Raw genomic sequence first — 20895 nt, 5'->3', positions numbered from 1 at the left:
CACCCCGGCGCGAACCACGGCCCGGATCTCCTCATCGGTGAGCACCTCCTCGGGAACCACCGTCCGCAGAGACAGCCTCCCACCAACCGACTGCGAAGGAGCCCCGTCATCGTCATAAACGACCACCCGCAGCGCCTCCGTCTCCGCGAACGCCCCACTCACCGCGTCAGCGAACACCCCGGCATCGACAGGCCCGTCAAGCCACACCAGGTCGCACACACAGAACGCGGCAGAACCGGGGAACAACCGCTGCGCCGCCCAGTTCCCGCGCTGGGCAAACGAAAGAGGCAACCGCTTCCCACCGCTCACCCCCCGACCGGAAGGCACCGCTTCCCCAACCGATGGACTCCCCGCATCCTCACGGGAATCCCCGCTCATCGCGAACCCTCACCGCGCYGACCATCCATACCACCAGTGTAAGGTAACCTAACCTAAATTCACATAGGTCGGTCCGGGTGGGTGGTGTCCGGTGCCGCCAGGTGTATGGAACGTGTGTTCGATTCTGGAGGTATGCCGCGCTCGCCGCGCTGCGGGAGTGTCTGGCTCGCCGAGACGGCTGGCGGAACATTGTCGTGACCAGCCCCAGTGGACCCGTCGCGCAGGCGTGGCATCTCGCGCTCCTACTACACTTGCAGTGAGATCTACTATGGATGTAGTGTTCTGCCGTGGCCAGTCGGCGGGATGACCTTCTTGACGCGGCGATCGCCCTGCTCGGGGAGCAGGGCGTTCGGGCGTTGACGCATCGCGCGGTGGATGCCGCCGCAGGCCTGCCCGCGGGGTCGACGTCCAATTACTTCCGGACGAAGGAGGCGCTGTTCGACGCGATCGTGGAGCGGGTACCGGCGCGGGAGCGGGCGAACTTCGAGGAGCTGGCCGCGCACCTGGCGCCGCGGACGACGACGGACCTGGCCAAGGCCCTGGCCGCCTTCGCCCGCGACAGCGCGGGTCGTGAGCGGGCGCTGACCTTGTCCCGGTATGCGATCCTCGTCGAGGCTTCCCGCCGGCCTGAGCTGCGGGAGAAGCTGGCGGATTCAGGCGCCCGGGTGAACGCCTGGTTCACCACCTGGCTGCGCCTGGTGGGGTCGACGAACCCCGACCACCACCTCCATGTCGTCGGCAACTACCTGACCGGTCTCGTTCTCCACCAGTTGGCGATTCCCGACCCGGACTTCGACCCGACGGCACACCTCGACGCCCTGCTGAGATCACTGATCCAGACCCAGCATGAGCAGGGCTCACAGGCCAGCGGCTCCTGATGAGCTCGGGCGCCAGGCGCCAGGCGCACCATGACCGATCTCGGTGCCGGGAACTTCCCGAACACCTTGTCTCGCCATGCCTCCGCGGGGTCGCGGCGCGGAGACTCCACCAAGCGTTGAGGAACAARCATGAACATCGACGACGCCTGGCAGGCCATCGACACCCAACGGCTACGGGTCGCTGACCTCCTGGAGAAACTGACCGACGAAGAATGGCGCACGCCCTCGCTGTGTGGCGGCTGGACGGTGCGGGATGTGGCGGCCCATCTGACCCTGCAACAGACCGGGCCGGGCGCGGCACTTCGCATGGCTGCCCGGTCACCGGGCGGGATGAAGCGGGTAATCCACCGCTCGGCGTGCCTGCGCGCGGAGATGCCGATCGAGCAGATGATCGCCGAGATTCGCGGAATGGTCGGTTCGCGAAAGCACAACGTGGGCGTCACCTACCGGGAAACCCTCATCGACATCCTCGTGCACGGCCTGGACATCGCCACTCCCCTCGACCGGCTCCTCGAGACACCCGCCGACGCCGCGGCCGTCGCTGCCGACCGGGTCTGGTCCGTTGCCTTCCCGTCCTTCGGCTACCCCTTCTTTCCCAGGAAACGACTCAGGGGACTGCGGCTCACCGCGTCCGACGCGGACTGGAGCGTCGGCGAGGGCGCGCCGGTCGACGGTCCTATGTACGCGATCCTGCTGCTGCTTACCGGCCGGACAGCCGCGGTGGAGCGGCTGTCCGGTGAAGGAACGCGGGTCCTGCGGGACGGGCTCGTGCCCGCCCAGGAGCCCTGATGACACCCCCATCGCCCTCGGGACGACTGAGCCACTCGCGGTGACCCGTCTGCATCTGTCGCGGGGGGCAGATGCAGACGGTCGCCCGATGGCTCAGTAGTTGCCGAGGCCGCCGCAGACGTTGAGGGCCTGCGCGGTGACCGCGCCGGCCGAGTCGCTGACGAGGTAGCGCACCATCGCGGCGACCTCGTCCGCGGCGACGTACCGCCCGAGTGGAACCCGGGCGGTGATCCGCTCGTGCACCTCCGCCGTCCCCACCCCCCAGATCCCGCTGTAGTGCTCCCGGACCTGTTCGGCCATCGGTGTCTCGACGAATCCCGGGCAGACCGCGTTGACGGTGATGCCGGTTCTGGCCAGTTCCAGGCCGAGCGCCTTGGAGAAACCGACCACGCCGTGCTTGGACGCCGAATAGGGCGCCGCGTGCACCACGCCCTGCTTTCCTCCGGTCGACGCGATGTTGATGATCCGCCCATAGGGCTGCCGCGTCATGCCGCCGATGGTGAGTACCCGCTTGGTCACGAGGAAGACGCTCGTGAGGTTCGTGTCGATGACGTCGCGCCAGAGCTCGTCGTCGATCTCGGCGGTCGCGCCGCCCCCGGGCCTGCCGGCGTTGTTCACGAGGATCTCGATCGGGCCGAAACGCTCGACACAGGCGGAGACCAGGCGGTCGACAGCGGCGGGCGACGTCACGTCGCAGGCATCTCCAGCGACCTCCCAGCCCTCCGCGGCGAGCTTCTCCACGGTGACGGCGACGGCCTCGGCGCGGCGCGAGCAGAGGTAGACGCGGTGGCCGTCGGCGGCGAGAGCACGGGCAGTTTCCAGTCCGATTCCACTGGTGGCTCCGGTGACGAGAGCGACCCGCCGGGCACTGGCAACCATGTCTGCTCCATTCCTTCGGCCCGGACCAGACCGGTCCGGGCCGGGTCCGGTTCTTCGTGACCGGTGTCGGTCGAGCCGTTTGTAGGCGGGCCCGCTCAAATCGCGCTCAAGCCGCCTCCGTGATCGCCGGCCCGGCACTGGACGCAGTCATGGAGTGCGTTCCGACCGGCCTTCGAGAATCCAGAGCGATCGTGGCGTCGGCCGCGCTGGAGCGCGGCGGCACCACCGGAACGGCCCGAAAGTCCAACGCTGAGCCCTTCCATCTCACGGCCGACGGTCAGGGACGCCGCACGTCCGAGTCGGCGATGGAAAGGCTCACTCTGCGCGAGGAGCCGGCAGATGACGCTGACAGAGCACGAGGAACGCACTGATCCGTATCCCCGCAAGTGCTACCTGCCGTTTATCCTCTACCCGCCGGGAATGYATCGCACCACCGGCGGGAAGGAGTGGCTCGAAAGCCATATCGACATGCACCAGGACGGTGGTGACTTCGTCCTTTACATCGGCGTCCCGTTCTGCCGCACGCGCTGCAAGTCGTGTCCCTACTTCGCGAGCCTGCTGCCCGAGAACGACTCCCGTGGCCGCGAGGAGAGGTACGTGGACGCGCTGGTGCGGGATCTCCGCCACTGGGCGTCGTACCGGAAGTTCGGCACCGGTCGCATCCGCACCATCTTCATCGGCGGAGGGACCGGCAGCATCCTGCGGACCAGCAGCCTGCGCCGCCTGGTCGACACCGTGCACGAGCTGTTCGAGGTCGCCGACGACGCCGAGTTCACGCTGGAGGGAAACGCGCGCGACTTCGACGACGAGAAGATCGAGTACGTCGCGCAGTCGAAGATCAACCGGTTGAGTCTCGGTGTCCAGTCCTTCCAGCCCGAGATTCTCGGGGTCATCGGGTCGCCGCACGCGGCCGAGGACAGTGCCCGGGTCATCCGGGCGTTCCAGGCCAGGGGCTTCCGCAACATCCAGCTCGACCTCATGTACAACATGCCGGGGCACACGCTCGACATCTGGAAGCGTGACCTGGAGACGCTGGCGACGCTCGACGTGCCGCACTTCACGATCTACCTCTACCGGATTCACCGGGACACCATCCAGGACAAGCTCATCAGCCGGGGCCGGCTCAGCGCGCCGAAGGACCCGGAGGGCCCGATGGTGAAGGCGATGTATCGCGAGGCCGTCGAGATAGCCGAGCAGATGGGTTACACCATGTACATGGTCGACCATTTCTGCAAGCCCGGCTACGAGAACATGTACAACCACTGGAACTGGAAGGTGTACATCGACACCCTGGCTGTCGGCCCCGGGTCCTACAGCTACTTCGACGGCTACCGCCTGGGCACCGAGACCGATGTCGAGAAGTACATCGACGCCGTGGAAGGCGGTGACTTCCTGATCAGCACCATCACCGACGAACTCTCGCCCCGGGTCGAGCGGGAGCGGTACGTCGTCTTCGCGCTGCTCTACTACGAGATCGAGTACTCGTTCTACCGGGACAAGTTCGGGACGTCTTTCCTGGAGGACTTCGCCGACGAACTCGCGCGGCTCGAACGCAAGGGACTCGTCGAGCTGACCGACGACCGGATGCGCCTGACCCAGCTCGGGCTGATCTGGCACACCAACGTCATTCTCGAGTTCTTCAACCCGTCGTTCTGGAACGACTCGGACTCCCTGAACGAGCCGAACTGGTCCCTGAACGGCGTCATGGTCGAGGTCGGCGCGCACAGCCGGGAGTACTGGCTGGGCGACCGGGGCGTGACCTTCTTCCCGGCCGCGCCCGACGCGGACCCGACCCTCGCGACGGCGTAGGAGGCCGACGATGACCGACGTACGGGAACCCGAAGCGCCGGCGTCCGGCGCAGTGAAGGCCGGAACCCAGGACTTCCTCGCGTCCGCGACGGTGACGGTCGGCGCGAACATGCATGACATCTGGGCGGTGTGGGTCGATGTCAACGCCTGGAAAAGCTGGGACACCGGCATCGAGAGCACGAAGCTGCACGGCAACTTCAAGGCCGGCAACACCTTCACCCTCACCCCGGCCGGGGGCCAGCCGATGGAGGTCACCATCACCTCCGTCACCCAGGGGGAGGAGTTCTCCGACGAGACCGTCCTGCCGTTCGGCACGATCCGGACGAGTCATCGCATGGAGCCACTCGGCGGGCTGGTACGGCTCACCCATGAGGTCCGCGCGGAGATCGTCGAGGACGCGGTGGAGATGTTCGGTGCGAAGATCTGGCCGCACCTGCAGAGCGGCCTGTCCACCGCGCTCAACGAGCTCGCCGAGATCGTGGCGAACTGAGGCCGTCCGCGGTGTCTCCCGACAAGCTCGTGTCCCTGCTGGACCGGGGCACCCGCCCCGGCGTGTTCGGCGCCTGCGTCCAACACGCCGGGGCCACCCACACGGCACGTCAGGTGCGCGCGGCGGTCACCCGACGCGCGCGCCGGCTGCTGGACCACGGTGTCGCCGCCGGCGACCGGGTGCTGCTGGTCTGTGACCACGACCTGGATGCCGTGGTCACCCTGGCCGCGGCGAGCGCGCTGGGGCTGCGGGTGCTGATGCCCTACAACCTGGCGGCGGCCGCCGTGCCCGAGTGGCGGTCCATCGCGACCGCTGCCCGGCCGGACGCCGTCGTGCACCAGCGCCGTGACGGTGTCGGCCTCGCCGATCTGCGGGCGGTCTGTCCGCGCCTCGTCGGCCTGAGCGACCTAAGTGCCCTGAACAACCTGGGTGCCCTGAGCGATCTGGATGCCCCGAGCGGGCACGACGAGGACGACGAGACGCTGCCCATCGCGTGTCCCGATCCCGTCGACGGATTCCTGGTCCTGTTCACCAGCGGCACCACCGGCGCTCCGAAGGCCATCAGCCTGAGTGAGGACGTCGTCGCCCGCCGGGTGATGGCCGTGACGGAGCGGCTCGCGTTCGGCTCCGACGCGCGGGTGTTCATGTCCGGGCTGCTCAACAACACGACCGGCGTCATCTTCTCCTTCGGCGCGCTGGCGCACGGCGCGACGCTGATCATCCCGGACGGCCGGGACGTCTCCACCTGGCCCGCGCAGGTCGCCCGGTCACGTGCCAGCCACATCATGCTGCGGCCGGTGGCGATGGAGCGGTTCGTGGCGGCCGCGGTCGCCGGCGGCACGGACCTGTCCTGCCTGCGGGTCGTCGCCTACGGAGCGGCTCCGATGCCACATCGGCTGCTGGAGCTCGGCCGCCGGCTGATGCCGTGCGACTGGGTGCAGGGCTACGGCCTCAGCGAGACCTACGGCCCGTTCTGCTGGCTCGACGAGACCGCGCACCGGCAGCGACGATTCGAGGACACCTACTGCGTCGGACGGCCGGACGGCACCGTGGGGGTCCGCCTCGAGCCACTGCCGGGCCATCCCGATGGCGTGGGAGAGATCGTCGTGCGCGGCGACCTGATGATGGACGGCTACCTCGACATCACCACCGGTCGCCTCGACCCGCCGGGTCCCTGGCTGCGCACCGGCGACATGGGCGCCTTCGGCCCGGCCGGTGATCTGCTGCTCAAGGGCCGTATCGGAACCAGCGTGCTCAGCCAGGACGGCCACCGCATCTATCCGGAGGAGGTCGAGACCGTCCTTGCCGGCATGCCGGGTGTCGGTGAGGTCGTCGTCGTCGGACTGCGTGGCGGCGGCGAGAACGATCACACCCGGACGCCGGTCGCCTGCCTGTGGGGGCCTGTCACCCGCGACGGCCCGGCGGCGCTGCGCCGGGCGACGGCCGAGTTCCTGATTCCCCGGCTGAGCAGGGAGAAATGGCCTGATCTGCTCTACGCGAGCGCGGATCCGTTTCCCAAGAGCGGCAACGACAAGATCCTCCGTGCTGAGACCGAGCGGGCCATCGACCGGCAGGCGCTGTTCCCGCTCTGAAGCGCCGCGTTCTGCTTCGCCGCCTCCGGGGGCCCTGTGCTCCGGGAGCCCTGCGTGCCGGGGGCCCACGCTCCGACCGCTCACCGTCGACCAGACCGCTCACCGTCGACCAGACCAAGCCCGTCCTGAGGGAGACCAGCCGTGCGATATCACGCCAGCCACTCCATCGTCTGCGACACGCCTCCAGAACAGGTCTACGACGTGATCCGCCGCAGCCGGGACTGGCCGACGCTGCTTGAGCCGTGCCAGTCCGTCACCGTCCTGTCGGAAGAGCCCGACGGGGAGCACATCGAGATCTCCGCGCTCGTGGGCGGCGAACCGATGACCTGGCAGTCACACCGCCGGTTCCACACCGGCCTGTTCGGTGTGTCGGCCACCGTCGTCGTGCCCATGCCGCTGGTGAAGGCGATGACCACCACGTGGCGGGTGATAGGAGTCAACGCCACCCAGTGCGTGCTGCTGCTGGAGCATGACTACGACCTGTGCGACGACATCGGCGGTCAGGTCGAGGGCGTGACGACCCGTGATCAGGCCGAGCGGTTCATCGGGGCGGCGATCGACGCGAACTCCCACACCGAGCTGGGCAACCTCCGTGGCGCGGCGCATCGGGCGGCGGCCGGGGCGGCGCAGGCGGATGGGGGAGACGCGATCGGGCTGGACGGCTTCCTCCGTCATTCGGTGGTCCTGCGGGCGGATCCGGACACGGTGTACGGACTGATCCGCTCGACCGACTCCTGGCCCCGCCTGTTCGCCGCCTGCGTCGGCACCTCGGTGCTGGAGCATTCCGATGACCAGGAAACGGTCCGCGTCGAGGCGGAGCAGGACGGAAGGCCGGTCGCCTGGAACACCCGCCGCCGCYACGTCGACTCCGTGCGGCGGGTCGAGTACGACCTTCCGGTGCCGATGCCCTTCCTGGAGTCGATGCACGGGGTCTGGCGGGTCGTGCCGTTGGAGAACGGCCGCTGCCTGCTGACGGTGGACCGCCACTGGCGGCTGCTGGCCGACGTTCGCGGTATCCGTGACGGGATCAGCACCCGGTCCGAGGCCGCGGCGTTCGTCCGTGACTTCGTCGACGGGAACGCCGCCGCCGAGTTGCTCGCGATCCGGGCCTTCGTCGAGGAGAACACCGAAGCGCTGGTGTCGTTGACCAGCCGCTACCGCCTGCCGCACAGCCCTGACCGGGTTTTCGCGCTGCTGGCCGACATCGGTGGCTGGCCGACGATGCTGGATCATCTCGACTCCCTGGACGTGCTCTACGACGACGGCGTCCACCAGGAGTTCACGATGAAGGTACGAACCGCGCCGGGTACGGCAGGGTCGGCCGGTGAGCTGGAGAGCATCCGCAGCGTCCGGCACTGTGACGAGCGGACGCTGTCGATCACCTACTTCCAGCCACAGCCACCGCCGGCCATGCTCCGCCATGCGGGCCACTGGCAGGTCCGCGGCATCGCGGGCGGCAGCGAGGTGATCTCGCACCACACCGTGGTCCTCGATCGCGACGGCTCCGCGGAGGTGTCCGGAACGGATGAGCTCCGGCGGCGGAAGACCCTGGTCGCCGACCTGTTGGAACGCAACAGCCGGGCGACGGTGGACGCCTGCGGGCGGGCTCTGGACCGCTCCGCCGGCCAGCCGTGAGCAGGGCCGCCCCGTCCGGCGGGACGGGCGCGCCCGAAGCCACGGCGGCGAACGGCTCGGGTGCCACGGCCGTGGCGCCTGGTCTCGGCGGCTCGCCGGACGTCCGGCGCGCACGTCCGGCGCGGGTTCCCGCCGCCGTGCTGGAGGCGTGCGGGTACTTCCTTCCCCGCCTCATGTTTCTGCAGGCCCGGTACGCACCGCAGATCCACTGGGGTGATGTCGCGCTGGCACTCGACGGCTTCGGGCTCACCGAGATCGATCTGGGCTCGGCCGGGTTCTGGGACGAGTGGAGGGCCCGCTGGACCGCGCGGGCCGAGGTCTACGTGGCGGCGGCCGTGGCCTCGACCACTGCCGCCGGGCAGGCCCGCGCCTACCGGGGTGCAGCCGCCTGTTACCACTGGGCGGAGTTCATGGACTTCGGTGACCGGGCCCGCAAACTGGGCCTGCGCCGCCTGGTACGGACCTGCTTCGAACGCAGCCTGACCAGTCCCGATCCGGCGCAGGACGGCCTCGGCGGCCTCGGCGGCCTCGGCGACCTGGGCGGCGACCTGGGTGGCGGCGTGCGCCGAGAGGCCAGGGCCCTCCCGGCGGGGAGCGTCTGCGCGCAACCGGTGCCGTACTGGCTCTACCTTCCACCGCGACGGGCGCGCGATGCCGATCGGCCGTTGGCCTGTGTCGTCCTGTCCAACGGGCTCGACTCGATGACGGAGGTCGAGATCCTCTCGCTGGCGGAGGCGTACCTCGACCGGGGGATCGCGGCTGTGCTGTTCGAGGGCCCGGGCCAGGGCCTGGACGCCGGCCAGACGCCCCTGCGCGTCGATATGGAGAGCGTCGTCGCGGCGCTGCTGGACGCGCTGCGTGCGGACAGCCGCCTCGCGGCCGATCGGATGGCCTTTCTCGGCGTCAGCTTCGGTGGTTATCTCGCGTTGCGGGTGGCTCGGACGCTCGGGCCGTCACTGCGATGCGTGGTCAACTTCTCCGGCGGCCCGCGTATCGCCCCGTTTGCGACCCTGCCGCGCCGGCTGCGCGACGACTTCCGTTACACCTTCGGCGGCGGCGAGCCGCTCCACGACGACGACATGCAGCACCGCTTCGATGCACTTGCGTTTCCGTCAGATCCCGCACCACATACCCGGGTGCTCAGCGTCCACGGCGCGCTTGACGACATCTTCCCACTCGCCGACCTGGTGGAGCTCGACCGGGCATGGGGTACCAGACACGAGTTGGTGACACACGAAAGCGAAGCACACGTGTGCCTGAATATGATCAACCTGTGTGGAATCGAGATAGCGGACTGGGTGGCACACCACCTGCGGCCCGATCCGCGCTGAGTCGGATACCCCGTGACATGTTCCGTACCGGTGCCCTGCTCTGTCGGTGTGGTGCCCGTCCTGTACCGCTGCCCGGGAGGATCCGGTGAACGTGAGCCCACCGAGCCAGCCCCTGCCCGCGTCGCCGTCGGCACCTGCCGCCGCGGTCGGTACCAGGGTGTGGCACCGCTTCCGGATACCGGCGCGGCCGCCGTTCCGGTGGGACCATTCCCTCGATTTCGTCTGCGGCTTTCCAGCCACCCGAGGCGAGCAGGTCGCCGCCGGAGCGCACCTGGTGAAGGCCTGGCGTATCGACGGCTGTTTGCTCCTTACCAGGATCGGCCCGTCGCCGGCCGACGACGAGGGCCCAGACCCCGACTCTGGCGGGGGCCCGGGTGTGGGCAGTGACGGTCCCGGTGTCGAGGTGACCGTCGCCGCGCCGCATTCGCCATCCGAGCACGTTCTCGACGCGCTTACCGACCGGCTGCGTTTCTACCTCTCCCTGGATGACGACCTGACCGCCTTCGCGTCGGCCGCGTCGGCCGATCCTCCGTTCGCCCGGGTGGAACACCGTCTGCACGGTTATCACCAGGTCAAGTTCCCCTCGCCGTACGAGAACATCGTGTGGGCGATCCTTGCCCAGCGGACCCCCATCACCGCTGCCCGTGCCGTGAAGCTAAGGCTGATGCAGCACCTCAACCCGCCGTTGGCGGGCTTCGGGGCCGAGGTGACACCGTTCCCGAGTCCTGACCAGCTCGCCGAACTCCCGCTCGAGGTTCTCACCGGGATCCTGGGAAACAGCCGCAAGGCGGGGTACGTGTCCGGCTCGGTCCGGCGTCTCCTGGAGATCGAGGAGACGTTCCTGCGCACCGGCGACGTCGACGAGGTGGAGCGGTTCCTGCTGTCGCTGCCCGGAATCGGGCCTTGGTCAGCGACGTTCGTCATGATCAGAGGGCTGGGGCGGATGGAGCGCCTGCCCACGGACACCGAGCTGCTCAAGGCCGGCCGGCGGGTGTACGGCGCGGAGGTGTCCGCGTCGGATCTGGTTTCCCTGGCGGCGCCGTACGGCGCCCAGGCCGGCTACTGGGCGCACTACCTGAGGGCGGGCGGATGAGAGGGCTGGACGGGGCACCGGGCTCGGAGTGGGCTGAGTCGGAGTGGGCTGAGGCCGACATGCCTCCCCAGGCCGGCGCGGGCGAGATCGACCTGCAGGCACCGCCGGAGGGCGGGGTCCGGAAGTGGCTCGTGGCCGCGGCGACCGAAGCCGAGGTCGCGGCACTTCCGCGCGACCATCCGGCGCTGCTCGCGGTGCTGATCACGGGAGCGGGCAAGACCGCCGCCGCCGTCGCTGTCAGCGCGGCGCTGGCCCGGCTCGACGACCCGACGTCGATCGGCGTGATCAACGTCGGTACCGCGGGCGGGCTGGACGAAACCGGTGCCCGGCTGCGTTGGCCGAGCACGGCCTGGGCCTGGGATCTGGATGCCGCGAGCCTGAACGCGCTCGGCATTCCGGTGCGTGGCCAGCTCGCGCTGTCCGGTGGCGACGGATCGGTGATCGCCACCGGCGACCGTTTCGTCGCCGGTGGATCCCTGCGCACCGCCCTGCAGGCGCGGGCCGCGCTGGTGGACATGGAGTGCTACGCGGTCGCCGCGGCCTGCCATGCCTTCGGGACGCCGGTCCGTGCCGTCAAATGGGTCTCCGATGCCGCGGACGAGTCGGCGTCGGACGACTGGAGCGTCGCGGTGCCGCGCGGGGCCGCCGTTCTCGCCGAGGCCACCGTCGACTTCCTCGATCGTTTCCGCCCACACCCGGCCTGACTGGTCGGGATCGCCGGCATTCCCGCCGGTGACGGATATCCGACAGGAATGGGCTGCGTTGTGTTGTTCCGGTGGCGAGCCGGCCGGCCGCAGGCACCGCCAAACCAGTGGCAGGAGTCCGACAGACGGAGATTTTCCGCCATCCGGCTATTCGGTCCGATGGTCGCGGTTCAAGCCCGGGCCACCCCGTTGACCAGAGCATTCTTCGGAACGGTGCCCGGAGCAACGGCCAACACTCCGCGGTCCGCGGGACGATACATCTACCGCAGCCAAAGGCCGTCGCCCGCCGTTTGCGGCCACAACAACCTTCAAGATCCAGAATGCTGTGATCCAGGTCATGTTTGTCGAAAATTCAGCGCTGGCGCAAGGCTTACTCTGGCAATGCGGAGGGGTTAGGATCAACTTCGAGAGGGGGTGGGATCCTGAACCACGGGGCTGGGTATTATGGTCGGTTGGAGATCTCGGGGGAGGACCTTCTACATCGCTGTAGATGGTCGCCTGTCAGTATTCACGCGTCGCAGAGGATCGGTGCGGAGCGGTTTCCCGTTCTCGTTCGGCGCCAGCGCCAGACGACCTCGCCGGGTGCGACGCGCTCCACGCCCGGGCCATTACCTTCTCCGTCGGTCGGGGGTATTCCGCTGATTCCCCATGTCAGTTTCAGTCAGTCCCATATCTAGCGACACGAAGCCCGCGGCTCCGCCCGCACGCGTCGTGTCCGATTCGGACGGGGGCGATATGAAATTCAAGGTACTCGGCCGTGTCGAGATCGCGAACGGCACTGCCTCGACGGCGCTCGCCAGATCGAAGATCGGCCATATGCTCTCGTTGCTCCTGGCCATGAACAACGAGACCGTCAGCGTGGACATGCTGATCGACGAGCTGTGGGGGGAGCAGGTTCCCCGCAGCGCGCAGGCCACGCTGCAGACCTACGTCTATATGGCACGGAAGATGTTCACCGAGAGTCTGCGGGTCCCGAACGCCCAACGCCTGCTGGTTACCCAGCCACCCGGTTACATGCTCGCCGCCGACCAGGACGCTATCGACTCGGTCGTCTTCGAGCGCCTGGTCCGGGAAGGCAGCGAGAGCCTGGAGCGGGGTGACCCGGAATCGACCGTCGTCACGCTCACCGACGCGCTGAAGATGTCCCGCGGGTGCCCGTTCGCGGGCATGCCGACCGGGACGGCCCTCAAGGCGCACGTCACCTATCTTCAGGAACTCCGCCTGACCGCTCTCGGTCTTCGCATCGATGCCCGAGAACAGCTCGGGCGGCACCGGGACATCATTCCCGAGCTACGTTCCCTGGTGGCCGAGCACCCGCTCAACGAGGGATTCCACGCCCAGCTGATCAAGTCGCTGCTGCGCTGCGGTCGGCGGGCGGAGGCGCTGCAGGCCTACCAGCGCCTCTGGCAGATCCTGGACGCCGAGCTCGGACTCCAGCCGACGCCCGAGGTCCAACGGCTGCACCACGAGGTCCTCGGGTAGGTCGGGGCAGGCCGGCCCGGCCCGCCGGGGCCGGGCCCCGGCCCTGGTGCGGTGCGGCCCTGGTGCGGTGCGGCCCTGGTGCGGTGCGGCCCTGGTGCGGTGCGGCCCTGGTGCGGTGCGGCCCTGGTGCGGTGCGGCCCTGGCGGGCGACGTTCGGCGAACGCGCAGTGTTCTTTTCGGATCGTTCGGGCAGGCCGGGCACGCCGGCCGCAGCGATCACGCTGTCAGCGGCGCGCCCGATCCGCCCTCGGCGGTGCTCAGGCCAGGCAGGTCGGCAGACGTCCCCGGTTGTACGCCACCATCTCGGCGAAGACCGGCCCGACGTCCAGCGGCGGGGCGTCCGGTCCTCCGACCACCTCGGCGTACCCGCGGTGCAGGTTCCCGACCACCCGCTCCGGGTCGAGCAGGTGACCGAACTCGCCCGGCCCTGCCGCGCGGGCGGCACGGCTGATCGACCAGCCGGCCGCGACCCCGTCGGCGGCGATCTGTTGAATCCAGCGCAGGTATGCCACGTTCTCCGCGAAAACCTCCGGCCCGGCGACCGCTCCGTGCCCGCAGACGACAGTGGCCGGTTCGAGGGCACGCAGGCGTTCGATCGCCGTGAGCGATCCCGCTACCGAACCCATCAGCGTGAACGGCGTGCAGCCCGACAGGACGACGTCGCCGGTGAACAGGACCCGCTGTTCGGGCAGCCAGGCCACGATGTCGTTGCTGGTGTGCGCAGGCCCGACGTGGATCAGTTCGACGCGGTGCCGACCGACCGTCAGCGCGACCCGGTCGGCGAAGGTGAGCGTGGGGGCCGGCACCTGAAGGTCGCCCCAGTCGACGTCCGGCCACAGGCCGGTCAGGGCGAGACCTGTGCTGGCCAGTTCCTCGGCGGCCCGCTCGTGCGCGATGATCTCGGCCGCTGGTCCGAACACCTGGTTGCCGAACGTGTGATCGCCGTGGTGATGGGTGTTGACCACCGTTCGGCGCGGCCCCGCGCCGAACCCGTCGACGGTCTCCCGCAGCTGCCGGGCACGGTTCAGGGTGGCGAGCGTGTCGATGACGACGACCCCGTCGGGGCCGACGACCAGGCCGGCGTTGCTCACACACCACCCACCGGGCAGCTGGGTGTAGGCGTAGACGTCCTCGGCGACCTCGACCAGCTCTGATCTGGTCGAGGTCGCCGCTGTTGTCACGGCCGCGCCGCCACGGGGGCGGGGAGGTCGCCGGCCCCGGGTGCCCCGTTCACGAGGTCGAGCAGGTCACGTGGGGTCTGCATCTCGAAGATGTCGGCGTCGGGAATGCGCACACCGTACTCCTGGGAGATGCGTGCGGCCGCTTCCATCAGGGCCAGGGAGTCATACCCGAGTTCGGTGAACTCGGTGTCCGCCAGGTCGGTCGAGGCCACCTCGGCGATCGGTTCTCCGGCGACCGCCACCAGCAGGTGGCACAGCTCGTCAAGGGTCATGGCAGCCATGAACGTTCGTCCTCTCGTTGTCAGGGTGTTTCGCTGCCCGGTCGCGGGCTTCGACGGACGACGACGGCCGAGTTGAACCCCCACCGCCCGCGCCCCAGCACCAGTGCATGGGCCAGGTCGGCCGGTCTCGGAGCGTCGCGCACGAGATCGATCCGGTAGCTGTCGGGCACCCTGTCGGTGGCAGCGGTCGGAGGGATCAACCCGTCACGCATGGCCATCAGCGCGACGGCCACGTCGACCGGTCCGCCGCCCGAGTACAGCCGGCCCGTGACCGCCTTCGGCACGGTGACCGGGACGCCGCACGCCCCGAACAGCTCGGTGATCGTCTCGGCCTCGCTGCGGTCCAGCTCGGCGACGCCGGCGCCGTCGGCGAAGACCACGTCGACATCGGCCGGGCCGATACCCGCGTCCTCGAGCGCCAGCAGGGCCGCGCGGCCGAGCGCGGGCCGCCCACCCGACCAGGGCGGCGGGTCGAAGGTCGACCCGTAGCCGGCGATCTCGCCGTAGAGATTCTGGGCACCACGGGACGCAGCCGTGCCGGCGTCCTCCAGGACCAGAATCGCCCCGCCCTCGCCTGGGACATATCCGCGTGCGTCCGTGTCGAAAGGCAGATAGGCCCGATCCGGATCGGTGGCGGTACTCACCTGACCACCTGAAAGCTGGGCGGCCCATCCCCACGGATCGAGGGCCGAGTCGGCCCCGCCGGTGAGCATCATCGGCGTCCCGCGCCTGACGGCCCGGCAGGTATGGCCGATCGCGTCCAGCCCACCGGCCTGCTCGGCCACCAGCGCGCCGCTCGGGCCACGCAGCGTGTTGCGGATGGAGATCTGACCGGTGCTCACCGCGTAGAACCAGGCGAAGGACTCGTAGACGCTGACCGCGGCCGGGCCGGTCGTCCACAGCTTGCGGAACTCACGGTGCGTGAACTCGAACCCGCCGCAGGCGTTGGACGTGATCACACCGGTCTCGTAGTCGGTGTAGGTGCCCGGTTCGACCTTGGCGTCCCGCAGCGCCCAGTCCGCCGCGATCAGCACGAACCGGGTGGATATATCGGTCTGGACCAGCAGGCGGCTCGGCAGCAGCTCCGCCGGGTCCAACCCGGTGATCTGGCCCGCGAGCCGAGCCGGAAACCCGGATGTGTCGAACCGGGTCAGCTCGGATATGCCAGAACGGCGATCACAGACGCCCTCCCAGAACGGTTCGAGGCCGAGCCCGCCGGGCGCCAGTACCCCGATCCCGGTGACGACGACGGCGCTCATGCCGGGGCGCCCGTCGTACGACGCAGCACCATGGCGCTCTGGAAACCACCGAACCCGCTGCCCACCGTGAGTACGGCGTCCAGGCGCGCGTCGCGCGCGGTGATCGGAACATAGTCGAGGTCACATTCGGGATCACGTTCGTACAGGTTCGCGGTCGGTGGGATCACGCACCGGTCGATCGCCAGCGCGCAGGCGGCGATCTCGATCGAGCCGATCGCGCCGAGCGAGTGACCGACCATGGACTTGATCGAACTGACCGGGACCCGGTACGCGTCGTCTCCCAGGGCACGCTTGTAGGCCGCGGTCTCATGCCGGTCGTTCTGCCTCGTTCCGGAGCCGTGCGCGTTGATGTAGTCGATGTGCCCGGGGCCCACCCGAGCGTCGTCCATCGCCACCCGGATCGCCTCCGCCATCTCACGGCCGTCGGCCTTCAGACCGGTCATGTGATAGGCGTTGCAGCGCGAGGCGTATCCGGCCACCTCCGCGTAGACGCGGGCTCCACGCGCCCGGGCGTGCTCGTAGGATTCCAGCACCAGCACCGCGGCGCCCTCGGCGAGCACGAAGCCGTCCCTCGACCGGTCGAAAGGCCGCGACGCATGCTCGGGATCGTCGTTCCGTGGAGTGGTCGCCTTGATCGCGTCGAAGCAGGCGACGACGATCGGGGTGATCGGGGTGTCCGCCGCACCGGCCAGCGCCACGTCGGCCCGGCCCTCGCGAATCAGCTGACAGGCATGTCCCACGGCGTCGATGCCCGATGTGCAGCCGTTGGAGACCATCGCCACCGGCCCCTGCGCGCCGACGGTCCAGGCGACCTCCGCCGGCATCCGGCTCGGTATCAGGTAGTCGAACATGTGGGGCGACACCGCGTCGTTGTCCACCACCCAGTCGCGGCCGCCGTGAGAGACGGCGAGGTACTGCCGTTCCAGGCTGGTGGCGGCGGCGACGGCGCTGCCGATGCTGACGGCGATGGCGGCCGGATCCACGCGGTCGACGTCCAGACCGCTGTCGCTCACCGCCTCACGCGCGCACACCACGGCGAACTGCGCGGCCCGGTCCATGCGCTCCGTCTCCTGCGCCGTCAGCCCGTCCACCGCCGGATCGAACGACGCCTCGGCGGCGACCTGGGAGCGGAAGGGCGACGCGTCGAACATGGAGATCGTCCGGGTGGCCGTGCGCCCGGAGGCCAGCATTTCCCAGAATGCCTCGCGGTCACCGCCGCCCGGCGTCCGCACGCCAATTCCCGAGATAACGACCCGGCGGTTCACGTGCCCGCTCCACGGTCGCAGAAACCAGACCAGGGAACCATCGTCAACCTTTCCTTCAGGCCCGGCCGTCCAGGGTGCGAGCTGCCTCCCCGAAACTTCTCCGTCCGGTGCCACACGGTAGGTTGACGACTGGTTCTCGAACATCACTGAGCGCCCGGTCGCGCACGAATCAGACGATCTCCGCCGGATCTTTGAGTGGAGATTGAGTACGGCCCCAGGCAGCCCTGATAGGACGTCCTGAACACCTTTTCCCCGTACGTCCAGGTATCTCGCGTCGGATGGAGGCAGCATGTCGTCGACACCGGTCGACCTCACGGGCGACGAGGCGGCGCCGGGGAGCGCCGTCGGACCACCCCCGATATCGGAAGCGGACGCGGACGCCACACCTCCCGATCGCCAGGAGGCAGGTGCCGACGACCAGGTGGTGGGGCGACACGTATGGCTCGTCTCCGGCGTCGTCGTCGTCGGCGCGTTCATGACACAGCTCGACGGCGCCCTGGTGAACGTCGGACTGGCGACGGTGGCCCAGGACCTCGGCGCGAGCCTTTCGACCGCCCAGTGGATTGTCAGCGGGTATCTCCTGGCCCTGGTGATCGGCCTTCCGCTGTGCGGATGGGCCAGCCGGAGAATCGGGGCGGGGTCACTGTGGCTGTGGGTGCTCACCGGTTTCACCGTGACCTCGGCGCTTTGCGCGGCAGCACCGGACATCGGCTCCCTCGTCGCCGCGCGTGCGGCACAGGGGTTCGCCGGTGGTCTGCTCCTTCCCGCCGGTCAGACAATCATCGCCCAGGTCAGCGGCAAGAAGCTGATGGGCCGAGTGATGAGTACCGTCGGAATGGCGCTCGTGCTCGGTCCCGCGCTCGGACCGACAGTCGGCGGCCTGCTCATCGCGCATGCGTCCTGGCGGTGGCTGTTCCTGGTGAACATTCCGGTCGGCGTCGTGGGCCTGTGGCTCGGCCGCAGGCTCATCCCGCGCGGTGACCGGGCGCCGGGCTCGAACTTCGACCTCACCGGCTTCGCCCTGATCGGTATCGCCCTGCCCGCCCTCACCTTCGCGGTCAGCTGGTCCAGCGACCACCACGGACGGTCGCTGCCGCTGATCGCCATCCCCCTGCTGGTCGGAGTTGTGGCGCTCGGAGCGTTCGTCCGGCGTGGCCGGCGCGTCCAGACGCCGCTGCTGAACACCCGCCTGCTCACCGGGCGGGTGTTCGCCGCGGCCGCGGCGTCCAGCTTCCTCGCCGGAGTGATCCAGTTCGGCGCGCTGGTGATCTGGGCGCTCTACTTCCAGCTCGCGCGCGGGTATGACGTCGTCGAGACGGGCCTCGCGATGATCGGTTTCGCGGCAGGCGCCGCGGTGTTGCCGGTGGCCGGCCGGCTGACCGACCGGTTCGGCGGTGGCCCGGTGTCCCTCGCCGGCGGGTTGCTGACCACCGTGGCGTTCGTTCCGGTGGCGCTGCTCCCGGACGGCATCGACCTGATCGTCATCGAGGGCTGTCTGTTCGTACTGGGTGTCGGCAACGCACTGTCCGTCGTTCCGTCCTCCACCGCGGCGTACGTCGCGGTGGAACCGGCGCAGCTCCCGGATGCCGTCACGATGATCAACGTCTTTCTCCGGCTTGGTGGCGCGGTTGGTGCGGCCCTGCTGGTCACGGTGCTCAGCTGGGCCGCGGGCGCCGACGTCACGGCGGCAGGCAGCACGGGGAGCGCGACCTTCCACGCGCCGTTCTGGTGCCTGTGCGCGCTGTCGGGGCTGTTCGTCGCCTCGGCGAGCTGGCTGGTGGCATCCGCGGGGCGACCGGGCCGGCGGTGATCGGACGTTGATCAGACGGAGGTGATCCGGCGGACCGCCGCCGGCTTCGTTGTCCTCGGCACCGGGTCACCCGAGGGGGCGGAGCCGGCGGCGTCCTCGCGCGCACCAGCCGCCAGCCGCGAGCCGGGCGGTCGAAGTCCTGGGGCGAACACGATGAGCCCGAAATGTTCCCGTCGAGGCAGGCGTGACGGGCGTTACGGGCAACCGCGAAGAATCAGGCGGTTGCCCCGCCGTCGACGCTGATCACCTGGCCGGTGATCCATCTGGCGGCGTCACTCACCAGGAACGACACGACATCGGCGACGTCCTGAGGCTGGCCCGGGCGCCCGAGCGGCGACGGATGGGCCGGCGCTGCCCCGCCGCCGGCTGCCCCGCCGCCGGCCGGCACGGGGCCCGACGTCGGCAGGCCAGCCGACGTCGGGCCAGCCGGGTCCGCCGGACCGATGCGCAGCGAGTTGACGGTGATGCCGCGGGTGCCGAACTCCTTCGCGGCGACCTTCCCCAATGTCTCCCTTGCGGCCATACTCGCCGCGAAGGCCGCCGAACCCACTGTCGGAGCCGCCACCACGGTGGAGGTGAGGATGACGATTCTTCCCCACTCGGCGAGGCGGCTACTTGCCTCTCTCAGCAGGTGCACCGCGCCCCGTACGTTCGCGGCCAGGGTCTGGTCGAGGACGTCGGTCTCCAGCTCGGCCACCAGACGTGCCGTGCCGCCGGTGGGATTGCTGACGAGAAGGTCGACCCGCCCGTAGTCGGCGAGCACCTCGTCGAACAGGTCAGCGACCTGGTCGGCCCTCGTCAGGTCGACCTGGCGCGTGCTCGCCGAGCAGCCGGCGGCCGTCAGCTCCGCCACGAGATCGCGGGCCGCCGCCGCGGCGGGGGCGTGGTGGGCGACGACCACATGATGACCATCGGCGGCGAGCCGCTGGCAGATGGCCGCGCCAACACCGTGTGTGCCTCCGGTGACGACGGCCACGTTCCCGGTGAGCTCCACGCCCCACGACACCTTCCGTCAGGTCGGACTACCCGGCTTCGCGGTCGGTGCCGGCAGGCTGGATGTCGCCGGCGCGGCCCGCGGCATCCGACGTGGCTTCGACACCGAACTGGGCCAGCCGGCGCAGCTCCTCCATGAGCGGACCGGGGGCGTCGCCGAAGAAGGCCTCGTCGGCGTCCTCGACGACCTTGAACGCACGCAGCGCCAGGGCGGCTCCCGCATCGGTCACCACGATGACCTTCGCCCGGGTGTCCCGGGTGTCGGGACGCCGTTCGACGAGCCCGCGGCTTTCGAGGCGGCGAAGCACCTCGGAGGTCATCTTCACGTCCGTGGCGGCCTGCGCGGCGATCGTGACCTGGTTGGGCTGCTGGCCCTGCCGGTTGAGCCACCAGGCGCACGCCAGCAGCACGAACTGAACGTGGGTGAGCCCCAGCGGCCCGAGTGCGTCGGCCACGGAGCGCTGCCAGCGCAGAGTGGTCCGCCAGAGGAGAAAACCCGGGCTGTCGGCGGGGCCGCCAGCGAACCGGGTCACGGTGTGGGTGTGCCCTGGGGGACGCTCCCGGATGACGCGGCGGTGAAGAGGTCGGCCATGGCCTCCGGGAAGTCCTCGCTGATCTGCGGGCCCAGCTCCGGCCCGACGTCGTCGGATCCCGGGCCGCTGATCTCCAGGTGGTGCGTGACCTTCGTCCGGCCCGGCTCCAGCGGGATGAGCACGTGCCGGAACAACAGGGTCAGCTCGCCGAACTGGGTCTGGTCGGCATAGACCTTCGGCTCGTCAAGCTCGACGATCTTCGACCGGAACGTGTCCTGGCCGGCAGGGGTCACCGAGAGCTCCGTGCCGACGACGAACGGGCCGTGGAGCTCGAAGGTGTCACTGCGCTCGCTCAGTTTCACGCCCGAATGCAGGTCACGCAGCGCGGCCCAGACCGCCTCGGGGGCGGCATCCGCAACGGCGCTGTACTCGGTGGTCCACATGGCTGTCCCCTCGTCGATTGACTACGCACAGATTATCTGTGCGTAGATGGTCGAGACAAGGATTATGTCG

Annotated in this window: 20 protein-coding genes; 11 read left to right on the top strand and 9 right to left on the bottom strand. The window is 69.5% G+C overall.

Going from position 1 to position 20895, the window contains the following annotated elements:
- Window positions 1-291, bottom strand: a 291-nt coding sequence (locus tag CcI49_RS37560) for a hypothetical protein (RefSeq protein WP_158230881.1), incomplete at its 3' end; no start/stop codon positions are given.
- A 374-nt stretch (window positions 292-665) separates the two neighbouring features.
- On the opposite strand from CcI49_RS37560, the gene CcI49_RS37555 reads away from it, so the two are divergent.
- Together CcI49_RS37555 and CcI49_RS37550 are read left to right on the top strand one after the other, a co-directional pair.
- Window positions 666-1256: a TetR/AcrR family transcriptional regulator gene (locus CcI49_RS37555; protein WP_054566334.1), complete on the top strand. Its 591-nt coding sequence runs from the start codon at window positions 666-668 to the stop codon at window positions 1254-1256.
- 129 nt (window positions 1257-1385) lie between these two features.
- Window positions 1386-2045 carry a maleylpyruvate isomerase family mycothiol-dependent enzyme gene (locus tag CcI49_RS37550; protein WP_054566335.1) on the top strand — a complete coding sequence of 220 codons (660 nt, stop codon included), beginning with the start codon at window positions 1386-1388 and terminating at the stop codon, window positions 2043-2045.
- A gap of 93 nt (window positions 2046-2138) precedes the next feature.
- Here CcI49_RS37550 and fabG read toward each other — a convergent pair whose 3' ends face one another.
- Window positions 2139-2924: a 3-oxoacyl-ACP reductase FabG gene (gene fabG / locus CcI49_RS37545; RefSeq protein ID WP_076834394.1), complete on the bottom strand. Its 786-nt coding sequence runs from the start codon at window positions 2922-2924 to the stop codon at window positions 2139-2141.
- A 339-nt stretch (window positions 2925-3263) separates the two neighbouring features.
- On the opposite strand from fabG, the gene CcI49_RS37535 reads away from it, so the two are divergent.
- From CcI49_RS37535 to CcI49_RS37495, 8 genes are all read left to right on the top strand, one after another.
- The gene (locus tag CcI49_RS37535; protein ID WP_083749958.1) at window positions 3264-4733 is read left to right on the top strand and encodes a coproporphyrinogen-III oxidase family protein; all 1470 of its coding nucleotides are present in this window, start codon (window positions 3264-3266) and stop codon (window positions 4731-4733) included.
- Window positions 4734-4743: 10 nt separating this feature from the next.
- Window positions 4744-5223: an SRPBCC family protein gene (locus tag CcI49_RS37530; RefSeq protein WP_076834387.1), complete on the top strand. Its 480-nt coding sequence runs from the start codon at window positions 4744-4746 to the stop codon at window positions 5221-5223.
- 11 nt (window positions 5224-5234) lie between these two features.
- Window positions 5235-6815 carry a long-chain fatty acid--CoA ligase gene (locus tag CcI49_RS37525; RefSeq protein WP_076834385.1) on the top strand — a complete coding sequence of 527 codons (1581 nt, stop codon included), beginning with the start codon at window positions 5235-5237 and terminating at the stop codon, window positions 6813-6815.
- A gap of 141 nt (window positions 6816-6956) precedes the next feature.
- Window positions 6957-8450 (top strand): SRPBCC family protein, encoded by a 1494-nt coding sequence (locus CcI49_RS37515; protein WP_083749956.1) that lies wholly within the window; start codon window positions 6957-6959, stop codon window positions 8448-8450.
- Complete coding sequence (locus CcI49_RS37510; protein WP_076834383.1) at window positions 8447-9781, top strand: alpha/beta hydrolase; 1335 nt, start codon at window positions 8447-8449, stop codon at window positions 9779-9781. The genes CcI49_RS37515 and CcI49_RS37510 overlap by 4 nt, the downstream gene beginning before the upstream one ends.
- 91 nt (window positions 9782-9872) lie before the next feature.
- Window positions 9873-10874, top strand: a complete 1002-nt coding sequence (locus CcI49_RS37505) for a DNA-3-methyladenine glycosylase 2 family protein (protein ID WP_158230880.1) — start codon at window positions 9873-9875, stop codon at window positions 10872-10874.
- A gap of 59 nt (window positions 10875-10933) precedes the next feature.
- Window positions 10934-11578: a nucleosidase gene (locus CcI49_RS37500; protein ID WP_054566343.1), complete on the top strand. Its 645-nt coding sequence runs from the start codon at window positions 10934-10936 to the stop codon at window positions 11576-11578.
- A gap of 735 nt (window positions 11579-12313) precedes the next feature.
- Window positions 12314-13060: an AfsR/SARP family transcriptional regulator gene (locus tag CcI49_RS37495; protein WP_054566344.1), complete on the top strand. Its 747-nt coding sequence runs from the start codon at window positions 12314-12316 to the stop codon at window positions 13058-13060.
- A gap of 257 nt (window positions 13061-13317) precedes the next feature.
- On the opposite strand, the gene CcI49_RS37490 is transcribed toward CcI49_RS37495, so the two are convergent.
- From CcI49_RS37490 to CcI49_RS37475, 4 genes are read right to left on the bottom strand one after another with little or no spacing between them, the layout of a single operon-like run.
- The gene (locus tag CcI49_RS37490) at window positions 13318-14241 is read right to left on the bottom strand and encodes an MBL fold metallo-hydrolase (RefSeq protein WP_076834381.1); all 924 of its coding nucleotides are present in this window, start codon (window positions 14239-14241) and stop codon (window positions 13318-13320) included.
- A complete protein-coding gene (locus CcI49_RS37485; protein WP_076834378.1) occupies window positions 14238-14522 on the bottom strand; it encodes an acyl carrier protein in 285 nt (94 codons plus the stop codon). The genes CcI49_RS37490 and CcI49_RS37485 overlap by 4 nt, the downstream gene beginning before the upstream one ends.
- A 20-nt stretch (window positions 14523-14542) precedes the next feature.
- Window positions 14543-15781 carry a ketosynthase chain-length factor gene (locus tag CcI49_RS37480; RefSeq protein ID WP_076834376.1) on the bottom strand — a complete coding sequence of 413 codons (1239 nt, stop codon included), beginning with the start codon at window positions 15779-15781 and terminating at the stop codon, window positions 14543-14545.
- Window positions 15778-17046, bottom strand: a complete 1269-nt coding sequence (locus tag CcI49_RS37475) for a beta-ketoacyl-[acyl-carrier-protein] synthase family protein (protein ID WP_054566348.1) — start codon at window positions 17044-17046, stop codon at window positions 15778-15780. Before CcI49_RS37475 ends, CcI49_RS37480 begins: the two co-directional genes overlap by 4 nt.
- 289 nt (window positions 17047-17335) lie before the next feature.
- Here CcI49_RS37475 and CcI49_RS37470 point away from each other — a divergent pair, with 289 nt between their 5' ends.
- On the top strand, window positions 17336-18856 hold the full coding sequence (locus CcI49_RS37470; protein ID WP_083473178.1) for a DHA2 family efflux MFS transporter permease subunit: 1521 nt from the start codon (window positions 17336-17338) through the stop codon (window positions 18854-18856).
- Between the two features lie 214 nt (window positions 18857-19070).
- Here CcI49_RS37470 and CcI49_RS37465 read toward each other — a convergent pair whose 3' ends face one another.
- Genes CcI49_RS37465 through CcI49_RS37455 form a run of 3 tightly spaced genes read right to left on the bottom strand, consistent with a single transcriptional unit; the run spans window position 19071 to window position 20825 of the window.
- The gene (locus CcI49_RS37465; protein ID WP_054566349.1) at window positions 19071-19850 is read right to left on the bottom strand and encodes an SDR family oxidoreductase; all 780 of its coding nucleotides are present in this window, start codon (window positions 19848-19850) and stop codon (window positions 19071-19073) included.
- Between the two features lie 28 nt (window positions 19851-19878).
- Entirely contained in the window at window positions 19879-20382 is a 504-nt protein-coding gene (locus CcI49_RS37460; protein ID WP_054566350.1) for a MarR family transcriptional regulator, read from the bottom strand.
- Window positions 20379-20825, bottom strand: a complete 447-nt coding sequence (locus CcI49_RS37455; RefSeq protein ID WP_054566351.1) for an SRPBCC family protein — start codon at window positions 20823-20825, stop codon at window positions 20379-20381. The genes CcI49_RS37460 and CcI49_RS37455 overlap by 4 nt, the downstream gene beginning before the upstream one ends.
- Window positions 20826-20895: the final 70 nt, after the last annotated feature.

The sequence above is a fragment of the Frankia sp. CcI49 genome (assembly GCF_001983215.1).
GTDB classification, from domain to species: domain Bacteria; phylum Actinomycetota; class Actinomycetes; order Frankiales; family Frankiaceae; genus Parafrankia; species Parafrankia irregularis.
Note: the sequence above shows the minus strand (reverse complement) of the source record. Positions and strands in the feature narration are given on the sequence as shown.